General features: G+C 57.6%; 25 protein-coding genes. 10 read left to right on the top strand and 15 right to left on the bottom strand.

Translation table 11 applies throughout. The features are described from left to right. Nucleotides 1-8: 8 nt before the first annotated feature. From moaB to GRPL_RS03810, 5 genes are read left to right on the top strand one after another with little or no spacing between them, the layout of a single operon-like run. Entirely contained in the window at nt 9-521 is a 513-nt protein-coding gene (moaB, locus tag GRPL_RS03790; RefSeq protein ID WP_004859772.1) for a molybdenum cofactor biosynthesis protein B, read from the top strand. 3 nt (nt 522-524) lie between these two features. Then, a complete protein-coding gene (gene moaC / locus GRPL_RS03795; RefSeq protein WP_032688736.1) occupies nt 525-1,013 on the top strand; it encodes a cyclic pyranopterin monophosphate synthase MoaC in 489 nt (162 codons plus the stop codon). Beyond that, complete coding sequence (gene moaD / locus GRPL_RS03800; RefSeq protein ID WP_032700537.1) at nt 1,006-1,254, top strand: molybdopterin synthase sulfur carrier subunit; 249 nt, start codon at nt 1,006-1,008, stop codon at nt 1,252-1,254. Before moaC ends, moaD begins: the two co-directional genes overlap by 8 nt. Continuing rightward, entirely contained in the window at nt 1,255-1,707 is a 453-nt protein-coding gene (moaE, locus tag GRPL_RS03805) for a molybdopterin synthase catalytic subunit MoaE (protein WP_004859775.1), read from the top strand. A gap of 45 nt (nt 1,708-1,752) precedes the next feature. Beyond that, nucleotides 1,753-2,457: a Bax inhibitor-1/YccA family protein gene (locus tag GRPL_RS03810; RefSeq protein ID WP_004859776.1), complete on the top strand. Its 705-nt coding sequence runs from the start codon at nt 1,753-1,755 to the stop codon at nt 2,455-2,457. A gap of 60 nt (nt 2,458-2,517) precedes the next feature. Here GRPL_RS03810 and GRPL_RS03815 read toward each other — a convergent pair whose 3' ends face one another. From GRPL_RS03815 to GRPL_RS03825, 3 genes are read right to left on the bottom strand one after another with little or no spacing between them, the layout of a single operon-like run. After that, nucleotides 2,518-3,483: a lysylphosphatidylglycerol synthase domain-containing protein gene (locus GRPL_RS03815; protein ID WP_032688733.1), complete on the bottom strand. Its 966-nt coding sequence runs from the start codon at nt 3,481-3,483 to the stop codon at nt 2,518-2,520. Continuing rightward, on the bottom strand, nt 3,483-4,727 hold the full coding sequence (gene clsB / locus GRPL_RS03820; protein WP_032688732.1) for a cardiolipin synthase ClsB: 1,245 nt from the start codon (nt 4,725-4,727) through the stop codon (nt 3,483-3,485). The genes GRPL_RS03815 and clsB overlap by 1 nt, the downstream gene beginning before the upstream one ends. Further along, entirely contained in the window at nt 4,724-5,482 is a 759-nt protein-coding gene (locus tag GRPL_RS03825) for an endonuclease/exonuclease/phosphatase family protein (protein ID WP_032688731.1), read from the bottom strand. The genes clsB and GRPL_RS03825 overlap by 4 nt, the downstream gene beginning before the upstream one ends. A gap of 131 nt (nt 5,483-5,613) precedes the next feature. Here GRPL_RS03825 and GRPL_RS0126060 point away from each other — a divergent pair, with 131 nt between their 5' ends. Then, the gene (locus tag GRPL_RS0126060) at nt 5,614-6,042 is read left to right on the top strand and encodes a YbhQ family protein (protein ID WP_032688730.1); all 429 of its coding nucleotides are present in this window, start codon (nt 5,614-5,616) and stop codon (nt 6,040-6,042) included. Between the two features lie 56 nt (nt 6,043-6,098). Here the strand turns inward: GRPL_RS0126060 and GRPL_RS03830 are convergent, their stop codons facing one another. The 5 genes from GRPL_RS03830 to cecR all read right to left on the bottom strand — a co-directional run bounded on the left by GRPL_RS03830 (nt 6,099) and on the right by cecR (nt 11,849). Beyond that, complete coding sequence (locus GRPL_RS03830) at nt 6,099-7,205, bottom strand: ABC transporter permease (RefSeq protein ID WP_004859781.1); 1,107 nt, start codon at nt 7,203-7,205, stop codon at nt 6,099-6,101. A gap of 119 nt (nt 7,206-7,324) precedes the next feature. Further along, the gene (locus tag GRPL_RS03835; protein ID WP_162180120.1) at nt 7,325-8,458 is read right to left on the bottom strand and encodes an ABC transporter permease; all 1,134 of its coding nucleotides are present in this window, start codon (nt 8,456-8,458) and stop codon (nt 7,325-7,327) included. Further along, nucleotides 8,448-10,187, bottom strand: a complete 1,740-nt coding sequence (locus tag GRPL_RS03840) for an ATP-binding cassette domain-containing protein (RefSeq protein ID WP_032697694.1) — start codon at nt 10,185-10,187, stop codon at nt 8,448-8,450. The genes GRPL_RS03835 and GRPL_RS03840 overlap by 11 nt, the downstream gene beginning before the upstream one ends. Beyond that, nucleotides 10,180-11,175, bottom strand: coding sequence for a secretion protein HlyD (gene hlyD / locus GRPL_RS03845; protein WP_032688726.1), 996 nt, complete (start codon nt 11,173-11,175; stop codon nt 10,180-10,182). The genes GRPL_RS03840 and hlyD overlap by 8 nt, the downstream gene beginning before the upstream one ends. Continuing rightward, nucleotides 11,172-11,849, bottom strand: coding sequence for a transcriptional regulator CecR (gene cecR / locus GRPL_RS03850; protein WP_032688725.1), 678 nt, complete (start codon nt 11,847-11,849; stop codon nt 11,172-11,174). The genes hlyD and cecR overlap by 4 nt, the downstream gene beginning before the upstream one ends. Nucleotides 11,850-12,130: 281 nt before the next feature. On the opposite strand from cecR, the gene rhlE reads away from it, so the two are divergent. The 3 genes from rhlE (at nt 12,131) to ybiB (ending at nt 16,920) form a co-directional block, all read left to right on the top strand. Further along, nucleotides 12,131-13,531: an ATP-dependent RNA helicase RhlE gene (gene rhlE, locus GRPL_RS03855; RefSeq protein WP_032688724.1), complete on the top strand. Its 1,401-nt coding sequence runs from the start codon at nt 12,131-12,133 to the stop codon at nt 13,529-13,531. A gap of 233 nt (nt 13,532-13,764) precedes the next feature. Further along, a complete protein-coding gene (dinG, locus tag GRPL_RS03860; protein ID WP_032700536.1) occupies nt 13,765-15,909 on the top strand; it encodes an ATP-dependent DNA helicase DinG in 2,145 nt (714 codons plus the stop codon). 42 nt (nt 15,910-15,951) lie between these two features. Then, nucleotides 15,952-16,920, top strand: a complete 969-nt coding sequence (gene ybiB, locus GRPL_RS03865) for a DNA-binding protein YbiB (RefSeq protein WP_032700535.1) — start codon at nt 15,952-15,954, stop codon at nt 16,918-16,920. 131 nt (nt 16,921-17,051) lie between these two features. Here ybiB and ybiJ read toward each other — a convergent pair whose 3' ends face one another. The 6 genes from ybiJ to GRPL_RS03890 all read right to left on the bottom strand — a co-directional run bounded on the left by ybiJ (nt 17,052) and on the right by GRPL_RS03890 (nt 22,450). Next, entirely contained in the window at nt 17,052-17,312 is a 261-nt protein-coding gene (gene ybiJ / locus GRPL_RS03870) for a DUF1471 family protein YbiJ (protein WP_032688720.1), read from the bottom strand. A gap of 285 nt (nt 17,313-17,597) precedes the next feature. Then, nucleotides 17,598-17,864 carry a DksA/TraR family C4-type zinc finger protein gene (locus GRPL_RS0126055; protein ID WP_004859799.1) on the bottom strand — a complete coding sequence of 89 codons (267 nt, stop codon included), beginning with the start codon at nt 17,862-17,864 and terminating at the stop codon, nt 17,598-17,600. A gap of 267 nt (nt 17,865-18,131) precedes the next feature. Further along, on the bottom strand, nt 18,132-18,809 hold the full coding sequence (gene ybiX / locus GRPL_RS03875; RefSeq protein ID WP_032700534.1) for a PKHD-type hydroxylase YbiX: 678 nt from the start codon (nt 18,807-18,809) through the stop codon (nt 18,132-18,134). A gap of 45 nt (nt 18,810-18,854) precedes the next feature. Continuing rightward, entirely contained in the window at nt 18,855-21,143 is a 2,289-nt protein-coding gene (locus tag GRPL_RS03880) for a catecholate siderophore receptor Fiu (protein WP_032688717.1), read from the bottom strand. A gap of 270 nt (nt 21,144-21,413) precedes the next feature. Continuing rightward, entirely contained in the window at nt 21,414-21,680 is a 267-nt protein-coding gene (locus tag GRPL_RS03885; protein ID WP_032700533.1) for a YdgH/BhsA/McbA family protein, read from the bottom strand. Between the two features lie 155 nt (nt 21,681-21,835). Further along, entirely contained in the window at nt 21,836-22,450 is a 615-nt protein-coding gene (locus GRPL_RS03890; protein ID WP_032688714.1) for a flavin reductase family protein, read from the bottom strand. Between the two features lie 95 nt (nt 22,451-22,545). On the opposite strand from GRPL_RS03890, the gene rlmF reads away from it, so the two are divergent. Next, entirely contained in the window at nt 22,546-23,466 is a 921-nt protein-coding gene (gene rlmF, locus GRPL_RS03895) for a 23S rRNA (adenine(1618)-N(6))-methyltransferase RlmF (protein ID WP_032700532.1), read from the top strand. Between the two features lie 53 nt (nt 23,467-23,519). Here rlmF and ybiO read toward each other — a convergent pair. Continuing rightward, nucleotides 23,520-25,637, bottom strand: a 2,118-nt coding sequence (gene ybiO / locus GRPL_RS03900; protein WP_032700531.1) for a mechanosensitive channel protein, incomplete at its 5' end; no start/stop codon positions are given.

Genomic DNA, 25,637 nt, shown 5'->3' with positions numbered 1-25,637 from the left:
GCGAACAGATGAGTCAGGCCAGCGCTGAGTTTAACCCGACCCGTATTGCTATTCTCACCGTCTCCAGCCGGCGTGGCGAAGAGGATGATACCTCAGGCCACTGGCTGCGTGATGCGGCGCAGGAAGCGGGCCACCGTATTGTTGATAAGGCGATTGTTAAAGAGAACCGCTATGACATCCGCGCCCGGGTCTCGGCGTGGATAGCCAGCGATGATGTGCAGGTGGTGCTGATCACCGGTGGAACCGGGTTTACCGACGGGGATCAGGCCCCGGAGGCGCTGCGGCCGCTGTTTGACCGTGAAGTCGAAGGGTTTGGCGAAGTTTTCCGCATGCTTTCCTTTGAAGAAATCGGCACCTCGACGCTGCAGTCCCGGGCCATTGCCGGCATGGCGAATCGCACGCTGATTTTTGCCATGCCGGGCTCAACCAAAGCCTGTCGCACCGCGTGGGAAAATATCATTGCTCCGCAGCTGGATGCCCGTACGCGGCCATGTAACTTTATCTCTCATCTTAAGAAATAAGCGATGTCACAACTCACCCATATTAACGCCGCCGGCGAGGCGCACATGGTCGATGTTTCTGCCAAGGCCGAGACGGTACGCGAAGCCCGGGCTGAAGCCTATGTTGAAATGCGGCCGGAGACGCTGGCGATGATCATCGACGGCAGCCACCATAAAGGCGATGTCTTCGCCACCGCCCGCATTGCCGGTATCCAGGCGGCAAAACGCACCTGGGAGCTGATCCCGCTGTGTCACCCGCTGATGCTGAGTAAAGTCGAGGTCAATTTGCAGGCCCAGCCGGAACACAACCGGGTACGCATCGAATCGCTGTGCCGTCTGACCGGCAAAACCGGCGTGGAGATGGAAGCGCTGACCGCTGCTTCCGTGGCGGCGCTGACGATTTACGATATGTGCAAAGCGGTGCAAAAAGATATGGTGATTGGCCCGGTGCGTCTGCTGGCGAAAAGCGGCGGCAAATCCGGGGATTTCAAGGCGGACGAGACTCATGATTAAGGTTCTGTTTTTTGCCCAGGTGCGTGAACTGGTTGGCACTGAATCCCTGACCCTTGAGGTCGATGCGCTGTCGACGGTCGAAACCGTACGGCGTCAGCTTTCCGGCCGCAGCGAACGTTGGGCGCTGGCGCTGGAAGAGGGCAAACTGCTGGCGGCGGTAAACCAGACGCTGGCCCCCTTTGACCATCCGCTGGTGGCCGGCGACGAAGTGGCGTTCTTTCCGCCGGTTACGGGAGGTTAAATGACGCAGACTCGCATTATCGTCAGCCACGATCGTTTTTGCGTCGGCGACGAATATCCGTGGCTGGCCGAACGCGATGAAGACGGCGCGGTGGTCACTTTTACCGGAAAAGTACGTAATCACAATCTCGGGGACAGCGTTAAGGCGCTGACCCTCGAACACTACCCGGGAATGACGGAAAAATCGCTGGCGGAAATCGTTGAGCTGGCGCGCGAACGTTGGCCGCTCGGCCGGGTGACGGTGATTCACCGCATCGGCGAAATGTGGCCAGGCGAAGAGATTGTGTTCGTTGGCGTGACCAGCGCGCACCGCAGCAGCGCTTTTGCCGCCGGAGAGTTCATTATGGATTACCTGAAAACCCGCGCGCCGTTCTGGAAGCGGGAAGCGACACCGGAAGGCGAACGCTGGGTGGATGCACGCGATAGCGATCGCCAGGCGGCAGAGCGCTGGTAGTGTGGTACGCTTACTAAGAGAAAACGTGTTAATCAGGAGACAGTCATGGACAGATTCCCTCGTTCAGATTCCATTATTCAGGCGCGCAGCGGCCTGCAAACCTATATGGCCCAGGTTTACGGCTGGATGACGGTCGGGCTGCTGTTGACGGCATTCATTGCGTGGTTTGCCGCCAATACGCCGGCGGTCATGATGTTTGTCTTTTCCAGCAAAATAACCTTTTTTGGTTTGATTATCGCCCAGCTGGCGCTGGTATTCGTGCTTTCCGGGATGGTGCAGCGCCTGAGCGCAGGGATGGCGACCACGCTGTTTATGCTCTATTCGGCGCTGACCGGACTGACGCTATCCAGTATCTTCCTTGTCTATACCTATTCGTCGATTGCCAGCACCTTTGTGGTCAGCGGCGGGATGTTTGGGATAATGAGCCTCTATGGCTATACCACGAAGCGCGATCTCAGCGGTTTCGGCAACATGCTGTTTATGGCCTTAATTGGTATTGTCCTGGCTTCGCTGGTCAACTTCTGGCTGAAGAGTGAAGCGCTGATGTGGGCGATTACCTATATCGGGGTGATCGTGTTTGTCGGCCTGACCGCTTATGACACGCAGAAACTGAAAAACATCGGCGAGCAGATCGATACGCGAGACACCTCCACGCTGCGTAAGTACTCCATTCTCGGCGCGCTGACGCTGTATCTGGACTTTATCAACCTGTTCCTGATGCTGCTGCGTATTTTCGGCAACCGCCGTTAACGCCTTTGATCCCCGGGCCGCGCCTGGCCCGGGGAGCGCGGATTATCCCGGCCCTCTCTCTTATCCGTCCGCCAGCTTACGCTGATTCTTTTCGCGTAATGTTTTCGCCCGACTCTCCAGCAGCAGATAGCCGACGGTAGCGATAAGCAGCGGCAAAAAGTAATACAGCGCGCGCCAGGCCAGCAGGGCGGCAATAATCGCCCCGCGGCTAATCGACTCGGCGGAAAGCATGGCGATAAAAACGGCTTCCAGCACGCCGATCCCGGCAGGAATATGCACAATGACGCCGGCAATACTGCTGACCAGCAGCACGCCCAGTACGAGGAAATAATCGACCTGCTGCGCCATCAGCAGCCAGATAATCGCGCCCATCACCATCCAGTTTGCCACCGAAAGCGCCATCTGCAGCAGAGCGAACCGCCATGACGGCAGCACCAGCCGTTGGCCTTTAATCGTCAGATGGCGCCGACGGGCGAAGGCGCAGGCCCACAGATAAACTGCGGACATCGCCAGCAGTCCGCCCCCGATGAGCCGCAGCGTGTCCTGGCTGATATACCAGTGCGCCGGTAACGCCACCAGATTGGCACTGAAAATCACGCCGCCCAGCAGAATAAAGCCCAGCCAGTTGGTGGTGATGCTCAAGGAGAAAATGCGCGTAATGGTCCCGCCGCTCAAACCGAGACGCGAATAGAGGCGGTAGCGCATACCGATACCGCCGACCCAGGTACTGAGGGTCAGATTAAAGGCGTAGCAGATAAACGACACCAGCATCACCTGCCGTTTAGCCAGTTTATGTCCGCACCAGGCGCGCCCCAGCAGATCGTAGCAGCCATAAATCAGGTAGCTCGCTATCGTCAGCCCCACCGCGCCGAGCAGGGCGGTGCGATCGTAGTGACGAATCACCTTCCAGACCGCCGGCCAGTCTACTTTTTGCGCATAAACCACCAGCAGGGCCGTCACGGCGAGGAAGAAAATGACGGTAAAGATCTTTTTCGCCATCCGCCTGCGAGGGTGTGATTTTGCCATCAGGGTTTTACCTCCTGATTGGTCGCATCCAGCCGATCCTGGGTTTCAATTTCTGGCTGCACAGGCGGTCGGACCCGCGCCAGATGCGGCGTGTGGGCAGGCAGCCAGCCTATCCACGCCGGGAAGTGGCGCAGAAAGTGGAAGGCCAGCACGCTGGTACCCACATTCCACCAGCTGCGCTTTGGCAACATCGACTTGTCCACTTGCATGCAGTCCTCGGCGATCAGTCCGTTGAGGTTATCGCGCAAGGTCTGGTTAAACTGACGATCGTGGATAATCAGGTTAGCTTCCAGATTTAATGAGAGGCTCAGCGGGTCGAGATTGCTCGAGCCGACGGTGGCCCAATGGTCGTCGGCGAGGGCAACTTTGCCGTGTAGCGGCCGGCGGCGATACTCAAATATCTGTACGCCCCCGTTGACCAGATAGCGATACAGCAGGCGGGCGCCGACTTTAACGATTGGGATATCCGGCTCGCCCTGCACGATCAGCTTAACCCGTACGCCGCGGCGGGCGGCGTTACGCATCGCATGCAGCAGCCGGTAGCCGGGGAAAAAGTAGGCGTTGGCAATGATCACTTCCCGGCGGGCGTTAGCCAGCATCTTGAGATAATGGCGTTCAATATCATCGCGATGTTCTTGATTATCCCGCCAGACAAACAGCGCCTGCGCTTCTCCGGGGCTGCGGTTGATCGCCGGCTGGTGTCGACGCCGGAGCCACCAGCGGCGTGTCTCTTCGCTGGCCGGGAGATTTTCCAGCTCAAATTGCAGGATATCCTGCACCACCGGTCCCTCCACCTGAACGGCATAATCCTGCTTTGCCTCCGGGCCGTAGTCGGTCATGTGCTCGGCGGAGTAATTGATGCCCCCGACGAAGGCCGTCGTCTCATCGATCACCACGATTTTGCGGTGCATGCGGCGGAACAGATTGGTGCGCATGCCGAACAGGCGAGGGCGCGGATCGTAGTAGCGAAAAATCACGCCGGCGGCACTCAGCTCATTGACGAAACGCTCACTCAGGTCGGGAGAACCGTAGCCGTCGAGCAGTACTTCGACCCGTATCCCGCGGCGTGCGGCTTTTAACAGCACGGCGTGCAGCTGCCAGCCCACGTCATCTTCAAACCAGATAAACGTTTCGAGGATCACTTTGCGCTGCGCGCGGGCGATGGCGGCAAACAGTGCCGGATAGTAGTTATCGCCGTTCTCCAGGAGCTGGATGCGGTTTCCTTCCTGCCAGCTGCATTTCATAGATGAATCTCCACGCTCAGCGGGGCATGATCAGAGAGGTGACGCCAGGGCCGAAGTGGCAACGCCGTCGGGTGGCTGGCATGGGCATTTTTCACGTAGATCCGGTCAAGGCGCAGGAGCGGAAGACGCGCCGGGAAGGTTCTCGCCGGGCGGCCATGGGCGCGGGTAAAGATCTCCTCCAGCCCGGCCTGCGACTTTAGCACCCGGTTGGCCTGCTGGCGCCAGTCGTTAAAATCGCCGGCCACCACCACCGGCTGCCGGGCGGGCAGGTCGTTGACCCGCCTGGCGAGCATTGCCAGCTGAGCCGATCGTTGCCGCGCACTCAGGCCGAGGTGCACACAAATCAGGTGTAGCGCCGCGCTTTGCGGCGGAACGATTCGGCAGTAGAGCAGACCGCGCTTTTCGCTGTTGCCAACGGAGATATCGATATTTTCATTATATTCAATAGGAAAGCGGGAGAGCACGGCATTACCGTGATGGCCTTCCGGGTAGACCGCGTTGCGTCCGTAGGCGTATTCGCTCCATAGGGTATCGGCAAGAAACTCATAATGGCTGCGGTCCGGCCAGTTTTCGATCTGCAGCGAATGAATCTCATGCGCCCCGGTAACCTCCTGCAGACAGACGATGTCGGCGCTGACGCTGCGGATGGCGTCGCGCAGTGCCGGCAACATGAAGCGTCGATTAAACGTCGTAAAGCCTTTATGGATGTTAATTGTCAGCACGTTTAACGAAAATCTGCACGTTTGCTCAGCCATATTTCCCCGGTCAATGTCACTTTCCTGAATGAAATAGTGTAGTAGGTGTCACAAAAAGATGCGGTGTTCCGGAATTTTCCGTAAAGTGCGGTACTCTGAGTTACAGATAAAGATCCTTCAGGAGAGAAGCCATGAAGTGGCAACAACGTGTACGCGTCGCAACTGGCCTCAGTTGCTGGCAGATTATGTTGCATCTACTGGTCGTGGCAGTACTGGTGATGGGTTGGATGAGTGGCGCGCTGGTTCGCGTCGGATTAGGGCTGTGCGTACTGTACGGCGTCACGTTACTGTCGATGCTGTTTTTACAGCGTCACCACGAAGCACGCTGGCGCGATGTCGGTGACTTCCTTGAGGAACTCACCACCACCTGGTACTTTGGCGTAGCGGTTATCGTGCTGTGGCTGCTGTCGCGCGTGCTGCACAATAATCTGCTGCTGGCTGTCGCCGGGGTGGCGATTCTGGCTGGCCCGGCCGTGGTCTCCTTGCTGGCGAAAGATAAGCACCGAGCGTTCGGGCTGCAGCAAGGCGGTAACGCTGCCAATCCCCAGAAGCACAGATAGCTGTGCGAACGGGGCCGTTCAAATCCGTTGGCAGCAGATTTGAACGATAGCGGCGATTAGGCGATCTTTCTGCGGAACATCGCATACGCCGCTGAACCCGTCGTGGCCGCTATGACCAGTAGCGGCCACAAACTTCCCCAAACAATCTCCAGACTTGCATCCTTCAAATAAATCTGCTTGGTGATGTCAGTAAAGTGACGAATCGGGTTTATCCATGTCACGTCCTGCAGCCACTGCGGCATATTTTCAACCGGCGAGACGTAGCCGGAGAGCAGGATCGCCGGCATCATAAAGACGAAAACGCCGATGAAAGCCTGCTGCTGGGTTGAGCACAAAGACGAAATCAGCAGACCGAATCCCACCAGCGACAAACCGTAAATGACCATCGTAAAGTAAAACAGCAGCAGCGAACCGGCGAAGGGGATTTGATACGCCCAGATGCCGATAGCCAGCACGATGCTCGCCTGCAGCGTGGCGACAATCAGCGCCGGGACCGCTTTGCCAACGAAAATTTGCCAGGTGGCCAGCGGCGAAACCAGTAGCTGATCGAGCGTGCCTTGCTCCCGCTCGCGGGCCACCGAGAGAGACGTGACGATCATCACCCCGATGGTGGTGATCATCGCGATCAGCGACGGGACCACAAACCATTTGTAATCGAGATTCGGGTTATACCAGTTGCGCACGATCAGCTCGCTGTTGTTCGGCTTCGCTTTCCCTTCCAGCAGCTCCTGCTGATAGTTTTTGACGATCTGCTGGAGATAGTTGGCGGCGATTTGCGCGCTGTTCGAGTTGCGTCCGTCCAGTAAGAGCTGGAGCGGGGCGGGCTGGTTGGTGTCGAGATTGCGCGAGAAGTCCGCCGGGAAGCGGATGAGCAACAGCGCTTTTTGCTCATCAATCGTCGGGCGGATCTCCTGCGGGCTCTTGAGGAGCATCACATGGGTGAAGGCCTTAGCCCGGGCGAAACGCTGGGTCAGTTCGACCGCGTGACGGCCGTTGTCTTCGTTGTAGATGGCGATGGTGGCGTTGGTCACTTCCAGCGTTGCGGCGAAGGGAAACAGCAGCACCTGAATCAGAACCGGCATAATCAAAATGGCGCGCGTTTGCGGTTCGCGCAGCAGCGATTGCAGCTCTTTACGAATCAAGGTCCATAAGCGATGAAACATAGTACTTTCCTCATGTCGGGTGGCGCTGCGCTTACCCGACCAACATCATTACCGAAACTGCGCCCAGGTAGCCCGGGCAAGGCGTTCACGCCGCAACCCGGGGAAAGCGCGCAGGGGAATTAATCCAGACGCCGTTTGGTTTTCAGCCAGGTCAGGCCGATAAACATCACCGCCGAGGCGATTAAAAACAGCGTGTTCACCAGCAGCACCAGCGGAATATTACCGGCGAGAAACAGGCTTTGCAGCGTGCTGACGAAATAGCGCGCCGGGATGATGTAGGTCACCGCACGGATCACCGCCGGCATACTGTCAATCTGGAAAATAAACCCGGAGAGCATAATTGAGGGCAGAAAGGCGGCGTTCAGAGCGACCTGCGCGGCGTTAAACTGGTTGCGGGTGATGGTCGAAATGAGCAGCCCCATCCCGAGGGTGCTGAGCAAAAACAGGCTGGTTATCAAGAACAGAATCACCAGCGAACCGCGAAACGGCACGCCGAGGATGAACACCGCCACCAGCATGCACAGCAGCATCGCCAGCATGCCGAGGAAATAGTAGGGAATCAGCTTACACAGCAGCAGCTCCGCGCGGGTGATTTCCGTCGACAGCAGCGCCTCCATGGTCCCGCGCTCCCATTCGCGGGCCACCACCAGCGAGGTCAGAATCGCGCCGACCACCGTCATAATGATGGTAATAGCGCCGGGAATAATAAAGTGCTGGCTGATGGCCGCTGGGTTAAACCAGTAGCGCATCTGTACATCAATCAGCGGTTCGAAGGTTTCCCCGCGATCTTCCGCGCGCTGCTGCTGCCAGATTTGCCAGATGCCCTCCACGTAGCCCTGGGCAAAGTTGGCGGTATTGGGTTCGCTGCCGTCGGTAATCAGCTGGATGGGAGCATTATCGCCGGGGCGCGCCATCTTCTGATCGAAGTCTACCGGGATGACCACCAGCCCACGAATGCGCCCGGCCTGCATCATCTCAATCAGCTGCTGGCGATTGTCGCTGACCGTGGCGTCAATATAGGGTGAGCCGGTCATGGCGTGGACGAAATCCAGCGCCTCTTCGCTTTGTTGCTCCAGCAGTACGCCGACTTTGAGCTTGCTGGAGTCGAGATTGATCCCGTAGCCGAAGATAAACAGCAGCAGCAGCGGAATGACCACCGCAATCAGCCAGCTGCTGGGGTCACGGACGATCTGCCGCGTCTCTTTGACGCACAGGGCGCGCACGCGTCGCCATGAGAGAATTTTAGCGCTCACCGGCATTCTCCTTATCCCAGTCGTGGATCAGGGTGATAAAGGCCTGCTCCATCGTGGGATCGGGCTGTTGATCATTTGCCGCCAGCGCTTTTAGCGCATCCGGCGTGCCGCTGGCGATCAGCTTGCCGTGATACACCAGACCAATACGATCGCAATATTCGGCTTCATCCATAAAGTGGGTCGTCACCATCACCGTCACCCCTTTATCCACCATGCTATTAATATGCAGCCAGAACTCGCGGCGGGTAATGGGGTCGACGCCTGACGTCGGCTCATCGAGAAACAGAATATCGGGTTCATGCATCAGCGAGCAGGCCAGCGCCAGACGCTGCTTATACCCTAGCGGTAGCTCATCGGCCGCATGGCTGGCGATGCTTTTCAGACCAAAAGCGTCGCTCATCCGGGCGATTTTCTCGTTCTGGACCCGACCACGCAGGCCATAAACGCCCGAGAAGAAGCGCAGGTTTTGCTCAACGGTCAGGTTACCGTACAGCGAAAACTTCTGCGCCATATAGCCGAGATGCTGGCGCGCTTTCCCGGAACTGACTTTCAGATCCATTCCCAGAACCAGCGCCTTGCCGGAGGTCGGCACCAGCAGGCCGCACATCATTTTAAAGGTCGTGGATTTGCCGGCGCCGTTGGGGCCAAGCAGGCCGAAAATCTCCCCACGTTTGACGCGAAAATCTACGTGGTCGGTAGCGGCGAAGTCGCCGAATTTTTTGGTCAGGCTCTGCGCTTCAATCACCGTCTCATCGGCCGTGCCCTCTACGCGATGGATAATTTCGCCCAGCGGCGATTCCGCGGTCGCGGCGCCGCCCAGCAGATCGATGAATGCATCTTCAAAGCGCGGTGCGGTTTCGGCAATCTCCAGCGTCGGCATGCTAGCGTTGCGCTGCACCTCTTCAACGGTGGCCTCTTTTTTCAGGATCAGGCGTACCGATTTCCCCTGAATGACGCCATCGCTGATCTGCGGCAGCTTCAGCGCTCGTTGCAGGAGGCGACGGTTATTTTCCTCGCGGCTGGAGACGAGGAAACTGCGACCGGCCATGGTTTGGGTCAACGCTTTCGGCTCGCCCTGATAAAGCAGCTGGCCTTCATTCATCAGCAGGACGTCGCGGCACTGTTCTGCTTCATCAAGGTAGGAGGTGCTCCAGAGGATCAGCATCCCGTCACCGGCCAGTTCATGCACCATTTGCCACAGTTCACGGCGGGAGATAGGGTCAACCCCGACCCCTGGCTCATCAAGCAGCAGGACTTTTGGCTCACCCACCAGGGTGCAGGCGAGCCCCAGTTTCTGCTTCATCCCGCCGGAAAGTTTCCCCGCCAGGCGATCGGTAAAGGGGCCGAGGGAGGTAAATTCCAGCAGGCGAGCGAAGGTGTTCCTGCGCGTTTCGCCGGTAACGCTGCGCAGGTCGGCATACAGCGAGAGGTTTTCCATGACCGTCAGGTCTTCGTACAGGCCGAATTTTTGCGGCATATAGCCGAGCACCGCGTGCAGCGCGCTATCGTCGGCAATCGGGTCGAAACCGATCACCCTGGCGGTGCCGTCATCGGCCTTCAGTAGCCCGGCGAGCATGCGCATCAAGGTGGTTTTCCCGGCGCCGTCAGGGCCGACCAGACCAGTAACATAGCCGGCGCGGATAGTGCAGTTGAGCGGCGCAACGGCGGGCCGATCCATGCCGGCGAAGCGGCGGGTTAGCCCGCTGAGCGTGATAACGTCCTCACTCATGTCCGTTCCCGCTGCTGAAGGTGACGGTCACCGGCATTCCCTGGCGCAGCGAATCATCCGCATCGGTGACGACAATACGCAGGCGATAGACGAGGTCAGTACGTAAATCTGGCGTCTCAACGGTCTTCGGCGTAAATTCGGCGACTGGCGACACAAAGCCAATCTTGCCGTGCCAGGGCTGATTCGGGCGACTATCGGTATAGAGCAGCACTTCTCGTCCGGGCACCGCCTGGCCGAGATTTTTTTCATCAATGTAGGCCCGGACCCATACCGGGTGAGTCAGCGACAGCGTCATGACCGTGCCGCCGGCGCTGAGCATGCTACCCGGTTCGACGGCGCGGGTCATCAGCGTGCCGTCGGAAGGGGCGATAAGCGTGGTATCGTGCAGGTCGAGTTTAGCCTGCGCCAGGGCCGCCTGCGCCTGTTCAAGGCTGGCTTTGGCCTGGGCGATTTCCTGCGGCCGGTTGCCGGCGCGATACTGGCGCAGCTTGTCCTGCGCGGACTTTAGCGTCGCCTGAGCCTGGTCGCGGGAGGAGCGCGCGTTTTCCAAATCGTTCACCGAGATGGCGCTGTTCTGACGTAGCCCCAGTTGGCGCTGGTAAAAGTTCTGCGCGTAATCGTACGCGGCCTGCGCCTGTTTGACGGCGGCGGCGGCCTGGGCTATCTCTTCTGCCCGGTAGCCAGCCATCATCAGATCATACTGCGCCTGAGCGGTGGAGACATTCGCCTGAGCCTGCTGTAAGGCGTTCTCATACGGGGCGCGATCCAGCTGGCCGAGTATTTGCCCGGCCTGAATCTTATCGCCCTCATCAACGTTCAGCGATGCCAGTCGTCCGCCGACGCGGAAGCTCATGTTCACGGTACGAATATCGACGTTGCCATACAGAGTCAGCTCCCTTTGCTGGCTGCTTTGATACCACCACCAGCCGCCGCCGAATGCGGCAATCAGCAGCAGTATGAACAAAACGATGATGACGGGTTTTTTCATGATCCCTGGCTCCTTTGCAATAACCCTTGCAGAACGAAATCAATATGGCAGGCGATAACCTGATAAATTTGCTCAGTTTTTTCTTCGTCGAACTGCGTCCATCCGGTGCGCAGCAAAATGGTTTCCCGCCCAAGGCGGAAGGCCAGAATCTCTCCCAGCAGCGCGTGGGTGTGCAGAATCATTGCCGTGTCATCGGCATCGAGGCCGGTAAAGGCGCCGATTAAACGGGTCAGGTAGCGATGGAGCGGCGCAATCACCTGCCCGTGGATGAGCTGGTAGGCCGGGGTAGGAGAAAGCTGCTCGCGGGAGATGAATTTGCTCAAATTGACCGTGTCATCCTGGGTCAGCAGCAAAATCATATTCTGACAGGCGCGCAGAATCAGAACCCGAATCGCCGCCTTATCCGGAGAAGCTGTCGCCAGCAGCGTTTCCGCCGCTTCGGCATGCGGACGAAAATTATGGCTGATAAAATCGGCAATCCACTGGGCGCAGGCGAGATAGAGATCGTCCTTGGAACCAAAATAGTAGGGGATCGCCGCGATATTTTGCCCGGCCTGCGCGGCAATATCGCGGGTGGTGGCGTGCAGGCCGTATTCGCCGAACTGGGCGATGGCTGCGGCAATGAGCTGGCTTTTGGCTTGTTCGCCTTTGGTTGTCACAGGAGTCGTCGTCATCGCACGATAAAAATTAATCAATCGATTGATTAAGAGTATGACCAATTCGCGTCACTGTCCAGAATAGTGGATACTCTCTTTTGCGTATTTCGCATCACTCTTTACAAGCGGCGCGTGACGAGGATTAGCCGGCGCAGCGGCCCTGAGGGGATATTTATGCGCTGCGTCACAAAATCTGCTAGACTGCGCCACTTCATGGCATTGTGGTTTTTGCCATCTCTATTCGCAATAATCTCCCCGAAAACTACGCCTGTCACGGGCCGGGGTGGTTTGGAGTTGTTATGTCTTTTGATTCCCTTGGCCTGAACCCTGATATCCTGCGCGCTGTCGCCGAGCAGGGTTACCTTGAGCCAACCCCAATTCAGCAGCAGGCTATCCCTGCGGTGTTGCAGGGACGCGATCTGATGGCCAGCGCCCAGACCGGCACCGGCAAAACGGCAGGCTTTACCCTGCCGCTCCTGCAGCATCTGATTCAGAAAGAGCCGCATGCTAAAGGCCGTCGTCCGGTGCGCGCGCTGATCCTCACGCCAACGCGTGAACTGGCGGCACAAATCGGCGAAAACGTTCGCGATTACAGCAAATACCTGAATATTCGCTCGCTGGTGGTTTTCGGCGGGGTGAGCATTAACCCGCAGATGATGAAGCTGCGCAGCGGCGTCGATGTTCTGGTGGCCACCCCTGGGCGCCTGCTGGATCTTGAACATCAGAATGCCGTCAGCCTGGACAAGGTTGAAATCCTGGTGCTTGATGAAGCCGACCGCATGCTGGATATGGGCTTTATTCATGATATTCGCCGCGTGCTGGCGAAGCTTCCGGCGAAGCGCCAGAACCTGCTGTTCTCCGCGACCTTCTCCGACGACATTAAAGCGCTGGCGGAAAAGCTGCTGCATAACCCGCTGGAAATCGAAGTGGCTCGCCGCAATACCGCTTCCGAGCAGGTGACGCAACACGTCCATTTCGTTGATAAGAAACGTAAGCGGGAACTGCTGTCGCAGATGATCGGTGAAGGTAACTGGCAGCAGGTGCTGGTCTTTACCCGCACCAAACATGGCGCCAACCACCTGGCCGAGCAGCTGAATAAAGACGGCATCCGCAGCGCGGCTATCCATGGCAACAAGAGCCAGGGGGCGCGTACCCGGGCATTAGCCGACTTTAAATCCGGCGGTATTCGCGTGCTGGTGGCGACGGATATCGCCGCGCGTGGTCTGGATATCGAAGAACTGCCGCACGTCGTCAACTACGAGCTGCCTAACGTACCGGAAGATTACGTTCACCGGATCGGCCGTACCGGTCGCGCAGCCGCCACCGGTGAAGCGCTGTCGCTGGTCTGCGTGGACGAGCATAAACTGCTGCATGATATCGAACGTCTGCTGAAAAAAGAGATTCCACGCATCGCCGTCGATGGCTATGCGCCGGATCCGTCTATCAGAGCGGAGCCGATTCAAAACGGTCGTCAGCAGCGTAGCGGTGGCGGCGGTCGCGGCCAGAGCCAGGGCCGCAGCGGTCAGGGACAAGGACGTAACGCCCAGGGGCAGGGGCGCAGCCAGCAGTCGGCGCCGCGGCGTAACGACGGCGAAGCGCCGAAAGCCGGGGCAAAGCCTTCACGCCGTATCGGCGAGGCGAAACCGGCCGGCGAGCAACAGCGCCGCCGTCGTCCGCGTAAACCTGCGGCCGCTGAGTAACCGCCTCCCGCCATATATGCGTCATCCGGGCAAGACGTTTTGCCCGAATGACGCAACGATACCCGGAAGCAGCAAGCATGCTGTCTCCGGGTTCCTCCCTCGCGTGCCCTGTGATTCCCGGCCGGTACATTGATAAATCCCGAGCATCATTCCACATTGCTCAGAAAGTAATTCCTCCTGCCAGGCAAAAAGTGTCACAATAGTGGCTGTTTATACAGTATTCAGGTTTTCTCATGGCTTTGACCGCTGCGCTAAAAGCGCAAATCGCCGCCTGGTATAAGGCGCTTCAGGAACAGATTCCGGATTTCATTCCCCGTCCGCCACAGCGGCAGATGATTGCCGATGTGGCAAAAACGCTTGCCGGGGAAGAAGGCCGACACCTGGCCATTGAGGCGCCCACCGGCGTCGGGAAGACGCTGTCATACCTGATTCCCGGCATCGCCATCGCCCGTGAGCAGCAGAAAACCCTGGTGGTGAGCACCGCCAACGTTGCGCTACAGGATCAGATCTACAGCAAGGATCTGCCGCTGCTGCGCAAAATTATTCCCGATCTGCGTTTTACCGCCGCGTTTGGCCGCGGGCGCTACGTTTGCCCACGCAACCTTACGGCGCTGGCCAGCACCGAACCGACGCAGCAGGATCTGCTGGCGTTTCTCGATGACGATCTCACGCCGAATAATCAGGCTGAACAGAAGCTGTGCGCGACGCTGAAAACCGACCTCGACAGCTACCGCTGGGACGGTCTGCGCGATCACACCGATAAACCTGTCGATGATGCGCTCTGGAGCCGCCTGAGCACCGACAAAGCCAGCTGCCTCAACCGCAACTGCCACTACTATCGCGAATGTCCGTTCTTCGTTGCCCGGCGAGAAATTCAGGAGGCGGAAGTGGTGGTGGCGAACCATGCGCTGGTGATGGCGGCGATGGAGAGCGAAGCCGTGTTGCCCGAGCCGAAAAACCTGCTGCTGGTGCTCGATGAAGGCCATCATCTGCCGGACGTGGCCCGCGATGCGCTGGAAATGAGCGCGGAAATGACCGCCCCATGGTACCGGCTACAGCTGGATCTGTTCAGTAAGCTGGTGGCGACCTGTATGGAGCAGTTTCGGCCGAAAACCACGCCGCCGCTGGCCAATCCCGAGCGCCTGAGTGGCCACTGTGAGGAGCTGTATGAGCTGATCGCCTCGCTGAACGCTATCCTTAATCTCTATATGCCGGCCGGCCAGGAAGCCGAGCATCGTTTCCCGATGGGCGAGTTGCCGCAGGAGGTGATGGATATCTGCCAGCGTCTGGCGAAACTGACCGAGATGCTGCGCGGGCTGGCGGAGCTCTTTCTTAACGACCTCGGGGAAAAAACCGGTAGCCACGACGTGGTACGTCTGCATCGGGTTCTGCTGCAAATGAACCGTGCGCTGGGGATGTTTGAAAGCCAGAGCAAGCTGTGGCGGCTGGCATCGCTGGCGCAGTCATCCGGCGCGCCGGTCACCAAATGGGTGACGCGCGATATGCGCGACGGTCAAACGCATATCTGGTTTCACTGCGTCGGCATTCGCGTCAGCGACCAGCTGGAAAGGCTGCTGTGGCGCAGCGTGCCGCATATTGTCGTCACCTCCGCCACCCTGCGATCATTGAACAGCTTTTCACGCCTGCAGGAGATGAGCGGGTTGAAAGAAAAGGCCGGCGATCGTTTCGTGGCGCTGGATTCCCCCTTTAACCATGTTGAGCAGGGCAAAATCGTTATTCCACAGATGCACTATGAACCGCTAATCGATAACGAAGAGCAGCATATTGCTGAAATGGCGGCTTATTTCCGCGAGCAGGTTGAAAGTAAAAAGCACCTCGGGATGCTGGTGCTGTTCGCCAGCGGGCGGGCGATGCAGCGTTTCCTGGAACACGTTCCCGATCTGCGACTGCTATTGCTGGTACAGGGCGATAAGCCGCGCTACCGGCTGGTGGAACTGCACCGCAAGCGCGTCGAAGGAGGGGAGCGTAGCGTACTGGTGGGGCTACAATCCTTTGCCGAAGGGCTGGATCTCAAAGGTGAGCTGCTCAGCCAGGTACATATTCATAAAATCGCCTTCCCACCAATCGACAGTCCGGTGGTGATTACCGAAGGCGAATGGCTCAAGAGCCTGAATCGCTATCCGTTTGAAGTGCAGAGCCTGCCAAGCGCCTCCTTTAACCTGATTCAGCAGGTCGGACGCCTGATTCGCAGCCACAGCTGCTGGGGCGAAGTGGTGATTTATGATAAGCGTTTGTTGACCAAAAATTATGGTAAGCGTCTACTGAATGCATTGCCCGTTTTTCCAATAGAACAGCCTGCCGTTCCTGAGGTTATCGTCAAAACGAAAGTAAAACAGGCGCGTCGTAAACGGCGTTAACGGTGTAATGTCGACGATGTGAGCAGCTAACAGGAGTCTTCGATGGACTACAGCAAGATCATTAAAGAAGTCGGGCGCGGGAAAAATCACGCGCGTGACCTGGATGTGGATACTGCCCGCGCGCTTTACTCGCGGATGCTTGACGGCGAGGTGGCTGAGCTGGAGCTGGGCGGGATTTTAATTGCCCTGCGTATTAAGGGCGAAGGCGAAGCGGAAATGAAAGGTTTCTATGAAGCCATGCAGCAGAAGACTCTGCGTCTGACGCCGCCTGTCGCCAGACCAATGCCGATTGTGATCCCCAGCTATAACGGCGCGCGTAAGCAGGCTAATTTGACCCCTCTGCTGGCCGTTTTGCTGCATAAGCTCGGTTTTCCGGTGGTGGTGCATGGTGTCAGTCACGATCCGACCCGGGTGCTGACGGAAACGATTTTTGAGCTGATGGGGATCCCCGCCACCCGACATGCGGGCCAGGCTCAGGCGCGGCTCGACGGCCACGAGCCGGTGTATATTCCGGTTGGCGTACTCTGTCCGCCGCTGGAAAAACAGCTTGCCCTGCGCTGGCGTATGGGCGTACGCAACAGCGCACATACACTGGCAAAGCTGGCGACGCCATTTGCTGAAGATGCGGCGCTACGTTTATCGAGCGTTTCTCACCCGGAATATGTGGGCAAGGTTGCAAAATTCTTTGTCGAGATCGGCGGACGGGCGCTGTTAATGCACGGGACGGAAGGTGAAGTGTATGCCAATCCGCAGCGATACCCGCAAATTAGCCTGATTGACGCTTCAGGGACGCGGGTAGTGCATGAACGCCAGAGCGAGTTGCCGGAGGAGGGAGGGGGACTACCGGAGTCAAAAGATCCTCAGGTCACCGCCCGCTGGATTGAGCGCTGCGTAGCGGGGAGTGAACCGCTGCCGACCTCGCTGAGAATTCAGCTGGCTTGCTGCCTGGTGGCGACTGGTGAGGTTGCGACCCTGGAGCAGGGGCTAAGCCGGGTTGCTGAACACTGGTAGCCACCCGTTTCCCCTGAAAAAAGCTCACGTCAGACAGTGACGTATAAAAAAAAAAAGCCCGTCCGGTGGCACGGACGGGCAAAACAAGGGTATTAAAGGGTCGTTCAGGGTTAATACAGGTCGTGCAGCGGTTATTTATAGATAACCGCGGTACCGCTAATTTTGTTGTTGGTGTTGGCGGAGGTGATGCTGTAACCAGTCGCACCAGCGGCTTGCGCTTTTTCAGCCAGTTTGGCTTCCAGACCATCCAGAGTCGTTGCGCCTTCAGCAGAGACCACGCCAATTTTGTTCATGCTTTCAGCCTGAGACGGGCTAACCGGCTGAGCGGCGAAAGCGCCAAAGGACAGAGTAGTAAGGGCAATAGCAGCGGCAGCATATTTAATGGTTTTCATAGTTAATCTCTCGCAGGTTATTTTGTTAAGAGGACGATGTTCCGTCGATGTGATAAGTATCACGCTTTTTTGCGAGAGATAAAATCGAAGGAAATTAACAGTCTTCATCGATTTTTTTGAATGATTATTAATTTATTGAATATTAATAAATTATTTCGTGGTGGGATGGCCGGAGAGACCCCAGCGGGGTACAGAACGTATTCAGGGCACATTTTGCCACTTTTTTGGCCGAAAAACGTGCGCGAAAAGATAATGCTTTCTGTGGTAATGAACGGTAAAGGAAGGTCAGCGTAGCTGGCTGTCCTTGGAGCCACGGCGATTATATCCTGAAAATGTATTGTTATGTAAATCTTTCTCCTGTTGGCACTTCACGCAGTATCTGACCCCCGGGATCGCCTTTCTTCGGGCCTCGGGAATCGGCTCTCCGCATTCATCACAAAATTTGTGGCTCTCTCCGCTGGGGAGGGCGTTTCTCGCCCGTGCGACCGCATCGTCAACGGTGCTGTCGATCTGATCCTGAACTGCGCCATCATTTGCCCAACCTGATGCCATGATGCACCTCCTCACTGTTGTTACTGTCATTATATACCCTGACTTATGCGAGTTGCAGAAAGGCGACGCCGCCGAGCCCTCCGGGCGCTTACTTTGCTAAATGGCTGGGGCGAGCGGCCAATCTGTCCGGAACAGATTTGAACGCTGCTCTGCGGCGGCTCGTATGGGTGAGGCTTATTGGGGAGTCGAGTCACGAAGCCAACGTGCAGGCAACTTGAGTATGACGGGTAGAGTGAAGATGGGGGCAAAAATGAGTCTGGCAAGGGCTCAGATTTCCGACCAGTCCCGCAGCAAGTTATGGTACAGATTAAGTAGCGATAGCACCTCGTCACTCTCGCCGTGGCGGCTCTTCAGAGTCTGAATATTCCGATCCAGCTCGAACAGCATGCTGCGGCGTTTGTCATCGCGGATCATCGACTGGACCCACAGGAAAGAAGCCACGCGCACGCCCTGGGTCACCGGCGTCACGCAGTGCAGGCTGCTTGACGGGTAGAGTACCAGGTCGCCCGCCGGCAGCTTGACCGTATGCTGACCATAGGTGTCGTTTACCACCAGCTCACCGCCTTCATAACTCTCAGGCGCGCTGAGGAACAGGGTGGCAGAAAGGTCGGTACGCATCCAGCCGCCCTGGGCCTGACTGCGCACCGCGCCGTCAACGTGAAAACCGTAGGTCTCACTCTGCTGATAGCGGTTAAACAGCGGGCTGGAGAGGGTTTTAGGCAGTGCGGCGGCGAAGAACAGTGAACTGCGGTTGAGCGCCGCGAGGACTCTGTTCTGCAGTTCGCCGTACAGCGGACTGCGGGTATCGACCTGCTGATTTTTTTTCACCAGCGCGCCCTGATCGCCGGTGGTGGCTCGCCCGTCAACCCAGTCGGCCTGCTGCAGCTGCGCGCGAAAATCGTCAACTTCCTGCGGGCTGAGAACGGTGGGGATATGGTACATCATCGTTGTTTCTCCTCAAGAAACGGGGCGTTGCCGCCCCGCTGTGGATTAGAAATGCACGTTGGCAGTCAGCAGGAAAGTACGCGGTTCGCCTGGATGATAACGGTAGCCGCTCTTGTTGATTGAGGCGACATAATGGGTATCGAACAGGTTATAGACGTTCAGCTGCAGATCGACGTTACGGTTGATACGATAGCCCACTTTCGCATCAGCCACCCAGTAGCCTTCGGTGGAGGACGGCGTACCGACGGCGCCGTCGCTGCCGCGATGCATGCTGCCGATATAGCGAGCGCCTGCGCCAAGGGCGATAGCATCGGTTGCCTGGTACTGGCTCCAGAGGGTAAAGGCGTGTTCCGGCGTGTACGGCAGCGCGCTGGTGCCGTCCTGGGAGATGTTGCTGCCTTCACGGACGCTGGCGTGCTGCTGGGTATATCCGCCGATGACCTGCCAGTCCGGGGTGATATTACCGGCCAGAGACAGCTCATAACCTTCAACGCGTTTTTTACCGTACTGCGAATAGGTGCCGTCGTCGTTTTGCTCGACTTCGTTCTCAATATCGGTACGGAAAAGCGCAGCCGTCAGCAGCAGACGTTTATCCATCAGCTCCCACTTGGTACCGACTTCGCTGGTCTTCGCTTTCTGCGGTTTAAAATCGGTACGGTTGGCGCTATTCCCGGTACCGCTTTGGGCCAGGGCAAAGTTATTGCCGCCCGGAGGCTGCTGGGAGATCGCATAGTTGACGTAAACGTTGCCGCTGTCGGTCAGGTGGTACAGCGCCCCGGCTTTCCAGTTCACCAGATTGCCGCTGGTGGAGGTATCAACCGTGGTGACCGGGCTGTTTTTCACCACGCCGTCCGGGCAGGCAACCGCACCGCGGCCGGTGCCGCCGCACAGGCTGGCGCTGTCATATTTTGTCTGGTAGTTATCCAGACGGATGCCGCCGTTCAGCTCGAAATCATGGGTAATCTGCAGAGTATCGAAGGCATAAACGCCGAAGGTATCCGTCTGCCCGTTGGCGTTGGCGCCGCTGCGGTCCAGACCGCCAATAGAGATGTTGCTATTGGGATGGTAAATATTGACCGCCGGAGGCGTAATGGGATAAACGCCGTAGTTGGTCTGCGTTTCCCGGGTCAGCTCGAAACCGGTGCTGATGTCATGCCCGATCGAACCGGTATAGAACTTTGAGGTCAGGTTGGTCTGGTTGGTCAGAATTTTATTACTGACGTCTTTGGTGTTCGCCAGACGCGACCAGGTCCAGGTGCCGACATCGTTCGGGTCCGGCTGGGTGATGTTGGTTGCGCCGCCCATCACTGCGGTTAGCAGATAATCCTGTTTCACGCGCGACCAGCGGGTGGTGTTGCGAAGGGTGGTGTTATCGCTCAGGTCGTGCTCGAAGCGCATGGTCACCGTATCGGTGGTGGAGTCGTCGTAGTCGGAATCCGTCCCGTAGAAGTTGCTGGTGGCGACCTTACCCGAGTGATTGAGCGCCGCGGTGCCAGGAGTTGGCGCGGAGTACCCCGGCAGACCAATGGTCGGGATACCTCCGTCCGGCGTGTTGTGCTGGGTCACATGCAGATAGTTCAGGTACAGACGGTTCTCAGTACCGAGACCAAACGCGGCCGATGGCGCGATACCGTAACGCTCATTTTTGACGTTATCGCGGCCGGCATCATGGGTTTTTTCGCCCATCAGGTTCAGACGCACGGCGCTGGTTTCGCCGATGGCTTCATTGATATCGAGCGTACCGCGACGGAACCAGGCGCTGCCAGCGCTGACGGAGGCATCGATACCGGAGTCCAGACGCGGCTGTTTGCTGATCATATTGATTGAGCCGGTTGGAGCGCTACGGCCGTAGTCAGAACCCGACGGGCCTTTAATCACTTCCACTTGTTCGGTGTTAAAGGTATCGCGGGTCACGCTGCCGATATCGCGGACACCATCGACATAGATGCTGTTAGAGGTATCGGCTCCACGCATATAAATGGTGTCGCCGGTCGACGAGCTGCCGTTTTCCCCGGCATAGAAGGCTCCGACGCCGGGAACGTTTTTCAACGCATCGGTCAAATTAGTCACGCCCTGATCTTTCATCACCTGCTCGGAGACCACGGTGACCGTGCGGGTGGTATCGGCAATCGGGCGGGAAAATTTGGGGTCGGCAGATTGCGTAGGGGCATACAGAGAGGGAGCCTGCGCTTCCACCACCAGCGTTTCACCGCCATTTTGTTCAGTGCCGTCTGCGGCCAGAGCCAGGCCTGTCGGCGACAGACTCAGACACATGCCGGTAAAGATCGTCAGCGAGCTAAAACTGCTGAACGGTAAATTTTGTTTTTTGTCCATTTCAATAAGCAACTTATAGTTTTAATTAAAGCCATCACAACCGCAGGCACAGCGATGCCGGGCCCCGACCGCTGCAGGTGATTTGTTAAAATAGCAATGCGTTTGATAATGATTTTGATAACTATTATCAAATGAAGGCAAATTTTTATCACTCGTTGATAAAAAAATAAATACATTTCTTTACGTGAACTGCATTTTTTCTACATAAACGGCAGCCGTCAGGCCATCGGGCGGGACCCTGATGGGTTCCGACCCGTGCAGAGCGGTGGATTATTTATAGATAATGGCGGTACCGGACATTTTATTCGCGCTGCTGGCGGAGTTGATTCGCCAGGCTATCGCCCCTTTTTGGTGGGCTTTTTCCGCCAGTTTCGCCTGCAGATCATCCAGATTGCTGGCGCCGGAGGCGGAGACGGTGCCTGCCGGGCGTAGCGGACCGCTCTCGGCGATAGACGGCGGAGGTGAGATCCCGGCCTGGGCAATAAAAGAGGTGGCGGCAATCGTGATTACGGTGAGTAACAGCAGCGTTCTTTTCATGAGCATATCCTCATTAACCGCATGGGACATACTTTAAGTTTAGGCCTTTACGGCAGGATAGACAGGGTAAAAAACTGAAGACAAACAACATCTTTTTTGAATAAACGGCGGCCCGACCAGGCGCGCGCCGTGGGCCGGGCAGAAGAACAAACGGCTTAGCGAGCGTCCGGGCGGATCAGGTCGAAACGCAGATTTTCATCGATAGTGTAATAGGCGCTCGGCCCACCGGCGCGGAGAATCGGCCTGGCCTTAGCGGTCTGATAGACGCCATTTTCCAGTAACGACTCATCGATATGGACTGCGACCACTTCACCCAGCACCAGCCAGCTATCGACAGGCTCGCCATCGGCACGGGTCAGGCGAATACATTGGGAGAGCCGACATTCGAAGTTCACCGGGCTTTCCGCGACCCGCGGGGCGGCGACCATCCGGCTGGCGGCGGGAGTCAGCCCGGCACGGGCAAATTCATCTTCGTCGCGAGGGATGCTGGCGGAGGTTTCGTTCATCGCTTCAGCCAAAGGGCGGGTGGCCAGATTCCAGACAAACTCTTTGGTTTCGATAATATTCTGTACACTGTCTTTCCAGCCGCTGCTGGCAAAACCGATAATCGGCGGCCGATAGTTAAAACAGTTAAAGAAGCTATAGGGGGCAAGATTGCGATGACCTGCGGCGTCCAGAGAGGCGATCCAGCCGATCGGGCGTGGGCCGATAATCGCGTTAAGCGGGTCGTGCGGCAGGCCATGTCCCTGTGAAGGTTGATAGAAATACATAGAGCACCCGTAACCGAATGAGAGATATCCAGACTCCCTTATTTACCGCGCCGCCGTCAACGGGTATCTTACGCGGCTGTTCAAAGGAGATTGCCATGAAAGCCCAGAAACCGGGGTTACACCCGCGTAACCGTCATCATCAACGTTATGATTTGCCCGCGCTATGCCAGGCTCACCCTGAGCTGCAAGGCTTTATCACCCTTAATCCGGTGGGCGAGCAGACCATCGATTTTGCTAACCCGCTGGCGGTGAAGGCGCTGAATAAGGCGCTGCTGGCGCATTTTTACGCGGTGAAACACTGGGATATTCCGGACGGCTTCTTATGCCCGCCGGTACCGGGAAGAGCGGATTATATTCACCACCTGGCCGACCTGCTGGCGCTGGATACCGGCACCATTCCTGAAAATGCCAGCATTCTGGATGTCGGCAGCGGCGCAAACTTAATCTATCCGCTGATTGGTGCGCATGAGTACGGCTGGCGTTTTACCGGTAGCGAAATTAGCCCGGAAGCGATCGCCAGCGCCCAGGCGATCATCAACGCTAACCCGGGACTCAGCCGCCAGATTCGCCTGCGTCGACAGAAAGAGAGTGGGGCTATCTTTAGCGGCATTATTCATAAAAATGAGTGTTTTGATGCGACGCTGTGCAACCCGCCATTCCACGATTCTGCTGCCAGCGCGCAGGCCGGCGGCGAGCGTAAGCGTCGGAACCTGGGGCTGGGGGCGGACAGCGTGATGAACTTCGGCGGTCAACAGCAGGAGCTGTGGTGCGAAGGCGGTGAAGTGGCGTTCATTACGCAGATGATCCGCGAAAGCCAGCAGTTTGGTCGCCAGGTGAAATGGTTCACCTCACTGGTGTCGCGCGGCGATAATCTGCCGCCGCTTTATCGTGCGCTGACCGAAGCCGGCGCGGTGAAGGTGGTGAAAAAAGAGATGGCCCAGGGACAGAAGCAGAGTCGCTTTATCGCCTGGACCTTCATGGATGAGGCTAAACGCCGCCGTCCGCTGGCACGCTAAGAATGATGCGTCCGGGCGGGTCTGGCCCGCCCGGAATGTGCTCTGCGCCGTGGCTATAGCGTCGGTTCTGCGGGTGCCGCTGGTGGTGCGGCGATGGGCGCAGGAGCCGGCAGAACCTGGTAGGTTTGCACGGGCGCCCGTACTCCGGCGAGATCGAAATGTTTCTTCACCTGCGTATCGAGCGCAAAGCGTACCGTCCACTGCTTCAGCGGCAGAGTGGTGAAGGTGACTCGCAGGGTAAATGCCGTATTGCTCAGGCCGACCAGCCCGGCAAATGACGGCTCGCCAATCACCAGCCCGCGAATCTCCTCCTGATCCATCACGTCGGCAACCGCGTTTTTCAGCGCCTGACCGGCTTTATCCAGATCCTCCTGTCTGTCGACATCGTAGTTGGCAACCACTGAGCCGATGCCGCGCACGAAGTTGGCGAAGGTGGTAATCGAGGACCACGGGATAATATGGTAAGCGCCGGTGTCCTGGCGCACGCCCACGGAACGGATCGACATCCGTTCCACCGTGCCGGTTAACGGGCCGATGGTCACCAGGTCACCGGTATTCATCCCGTTCTCAAACTGGATAAAAATACCGGTGATAATATCTTTTACTAGCGTCTGGGCGCCGAACGAAATGGCCAGCCCCAGCGCACCGGCGCCGGCCAGCAGCGGCGCAATGTTCACCCCCACTTCGGAGAGCAGGATCATCGCCGTGATGGTGCTGATAATGACCGCCAGCGCGTTACGGAATAACGTCAGCAGCGTACGGGCACGAGCGCCCGGTAGCGGGCGGCCGTGAATGTCTGAGGCCAGGCGGTTTTCTATCAGGCTGGCGAGCAGCGTCCAGCCGATGGCGGAGAAGAACAGAATCAGCGCGATGCGAATCAGCACATCCACCGCTTTTTGCCCGGCGCCGTGTTGCATCCAGTTCCAGAAATCAAACAGTCCCCAGGCGCTTAGCAGCAGCATAATCGCCACGCAGACCACTAAAATTCGCGCCACTTTGAGCGCGACGGAGATCCAGCCGTTTAGCCGCTTCTGCAGCTCGGGATAGTTACGCTGGGTCTGCGGCGACAGGGTAATGGTTTTCGCTATCCAGCGTGACAAGATGCCGGAGAGCAGCGCGGCGGCGCCGATAATCGCCAGACTGCGTACCGTGGCCCCCATCATAAACTTCAGGCTGTTGCCGGGGTCGAAAAGGGAAAAGAAAAACAGCACGATAAAGTAGAGGCAGGCCAGCCAGTGCCAGATAAGCGCAAAGGCGCGGATAAACAGACTGAAGAAGGCCAGCGAGCGGTCTGCCAGGTGCAGCAGTCCCTGAGTAATCCGCGTTTTATTACGGAAGATCAGATACAGCGCCCAGAGGGTGATACACAGCATAATGACCACATTCGCCAGTGCGCCGACCTGAACGTTGACCTGATTGGAGATAATCGGCACTGCGACGATCAGGCCGTAGCCAATCAGACTGCTCAGCGCGCTCAGGCGCAGGTTCCAGTACTTCGCGCTCTCATCGCTGAGGTTAAACGGCCTCAGCTCCGTTACCCGCGGACAGAAAATCAGCCGCAGAATCGCTTTAAAAAACTCAATCAAGGCGAAGGCATTCAGAAACAGGCTTTGCTGAAAGGCGATAGTCCGGCTCCCGCCATTAAACCGATCGCTGAGCATCTGGCCAACAAACAGCGTCAACGCCAGCAGGAGGAGATCGAAGATAAACGCGCCGGCGATGGTGGCCGGGAGCTGTAGCCAGTTACCGCGATCGTGATTTTTGCGCCGTCCCCACTGACCCATTTTGCGATACAGCGGCAGCGCGGCGAGGCGGACCAGCCACCAGAAGGCGAATACCAGCACGGCCAGCAGCAGGAAATGGCCGGCGGCGTTGCGAAAGGTTTCGGCATGAAACGGCTTATGCGCAGAGGCGGTAATATTGCGCCACAGCTGAGAAAAACGCGCAGCAAAGCGTTCACCGTACTCGCGGCTCACCTGGGTGACGTTTTCCAGTACCGTCCGTTCATCTTTCTCTTCCGGCGGCGTCAGCTTTGGCGCGCTGGCCGGCGGCGGCGTGGCGGCGGCAGAACGCAGCTGGTCGATTAATTCCTTACGGGCGGCCTCGTTATCCAGCACGTCAGCCAGCGCCGCATAGGCGGCCTTTTTTTTCTCGAGGTCTGGTTCACTGCT

This window comes from Klebsiella planticola ATCC 33531, assembly GCF_000735435.1.
In the GTDB taxonomy this organism is placed as follows: domain Bacteria; phylum Pseudomonadota; class Gammaproteobacteria; order Enterobacterales; family Enterobacteriaceae; genus Klebsiella; species Klebsiella planticola.
The sequence above is the reverse complement of the archived record's forward strand: the minus strand, read 5'-3'. Positions and strand labels throughout refer to the sequence as shown.

Excerpts from the sequence above, each read along its gene's own strand:
- moaD (WP_032700537.1), top strand. The coding sequence starts at position 1,006 with ATGATTAAGGTTCTGTTTTTTGCCCAGGTGCGTGAACTGGTTGGCACT.
- hlyD (WP_032688726.1), bottom strand. The coding sequence starts at position 11,175 with ATGAAAAAACCCGTCATCATCGTTTTGTTCATACTGCTGCTGATTGCC.
- GRPL_RS03880 (WP_032688717.1), bottom strand. The coding sequence starts at position 21,143 with ATGGACAAAAAACAAAATTTACCGTTCAGCAGTTTTAGCTCGCTGACG.
- GRPL_RS0126060 (WP_032688730.1), top strand. The coding sequence starts at position 5,614 with ATGAAGTGGCAACAACGTGTACGCGTCGCAACTGGCCTCAGTTGCTGG.
- moaB (WP_004859772.1), top strand. The coding sequence starts at position 9 with ATGAGTCAGGCCAGCGCTGAGTTTAACCCGACCCGTATTGCTATTCTC.
- GRPL_RS03840 (WP_032697694.1), bottom strand. The coding sequence starts at position 10,187 with ATGAGTGAGGACGTTATCACGCTCAGCGGGCTAACCCGCCGCTTCGCC.
- ybiX (WP_032700534.1), bottom strand. The coding sequence starts at position 18,809 with ATGATGTACCATATCCCCACCGTTCTCAGCCCGCAGGAAGTTGACGAT.
- ybiB (WP_032700535.1), top strand. The coding sequence starts at position 15,952 with ATGGACTACAGCAAGATCATTAAAGAAGTCGGGCGCGGGAAAAATCAC.
- GRPL_RS03815 (WP_032688733.1), bottom strand. The coding sequence starts at position 3,483 with ATGGCAAAATCACACCCTCGCAGGCGGATGGCGAAAAAGATCTTTACC.
- clsB (WP_032688732.1), bottom strand. The coding sequence starts at position 4,727 with ATGAAATGCAGCTGGCAGGAAGGAAACCGCATCCAGCTCCTGGAGAAC.
- GRPL_RS03890 (WP_032688714.1), bottom strand. The coding sequence starts at position 22,450 with ATGTATTTCTATCAACCTTCACAGGGACATGGCCTGCCGCACGACCCG.
- GRPL_RS03885 (WP_032700533.1), bottom strand. The coding sequence starts at position 21,680 with ATGAAAAGAACGCTGCTGTTACTCACCGTAATCACGATTGCCGCCACC.
- rhlE (WP_032688724.1), top strand. The coding sequence starts at position 12,131 with ATGTCTTTTGATTCCCTTGGCCTGAACCCTGATATCCTGCGCGCTGTC.
- GRPL_RS03810 (WP_004859776.1), top strand. The coding sequence starts at position 1,753 with ATGGACAGATTCCCTCGTTCAGATTCCATTATTCAGGCGCGCAGCGGC.
- dinG (WP_032700536.1), top strand. The coding sequence starts at position 13,765 with ATGGCTTTGACCGCTGCGCTAAAAGCGCAAATCGCCGCCTGGTATAAG.
- GRPL_RS03825 (WP_032688731.1), bottom strand. The coding sequence starts at position 5,482 with ATGGCTGAGCAAACGTGCAGATTTTCGTTAAACGTGCTGACAATTAAC.
- cecR (WP_032688725.1), bottom strand. The coding sequence starts at position 11,849 with ATGACGACGACTCCTGTGACAACCAAAGGCGAACAAGCCAAAAGCCAG.
- rlmF (WP_032700532.1), top strand. The coding sequence starts at position 22,546 with ATGAAAGCCCAGAAACCGGGGTTACACCCGCGTAACCGTCATCATCAA.
- moaE (WP_004859775.1), top strand. The coding sequence starts at position 1,255 with ATGACGCAGACTCGCATTATCGTCAGCCACGATCGTTTTTGCGTCGGC.
- moaC (WP_032688736.1), top strand. The coding sequence starts at position 525 with ATGTCACAACTCACCCATATTAACGCCGCCGGCGAGGCGCACATGGTC.
- GRPL_RS03830 (WP_004859781.1), bottom strand. The coding sequence starts at position 7,205 with ATGTTTCATCGCTTATGGACCTTGATTCGTAAAGAGCTGCAATCGCTG.
- GRPL_RS0126055 (WP_004859799.1), bottom strand. The coding sequence starts at position 17,864 with ATGGCATCAGGTTGGGCAAATGATGGCGCAGTTCAGGATCAGATCGAC.
- ybiJ (WP_032688720.1), bottom strand. The coding sequence starts at position 17,312 with ATGAAAACCATTAAATATGCTGCCGCTGCTATTGCCCTTACTACTCTG.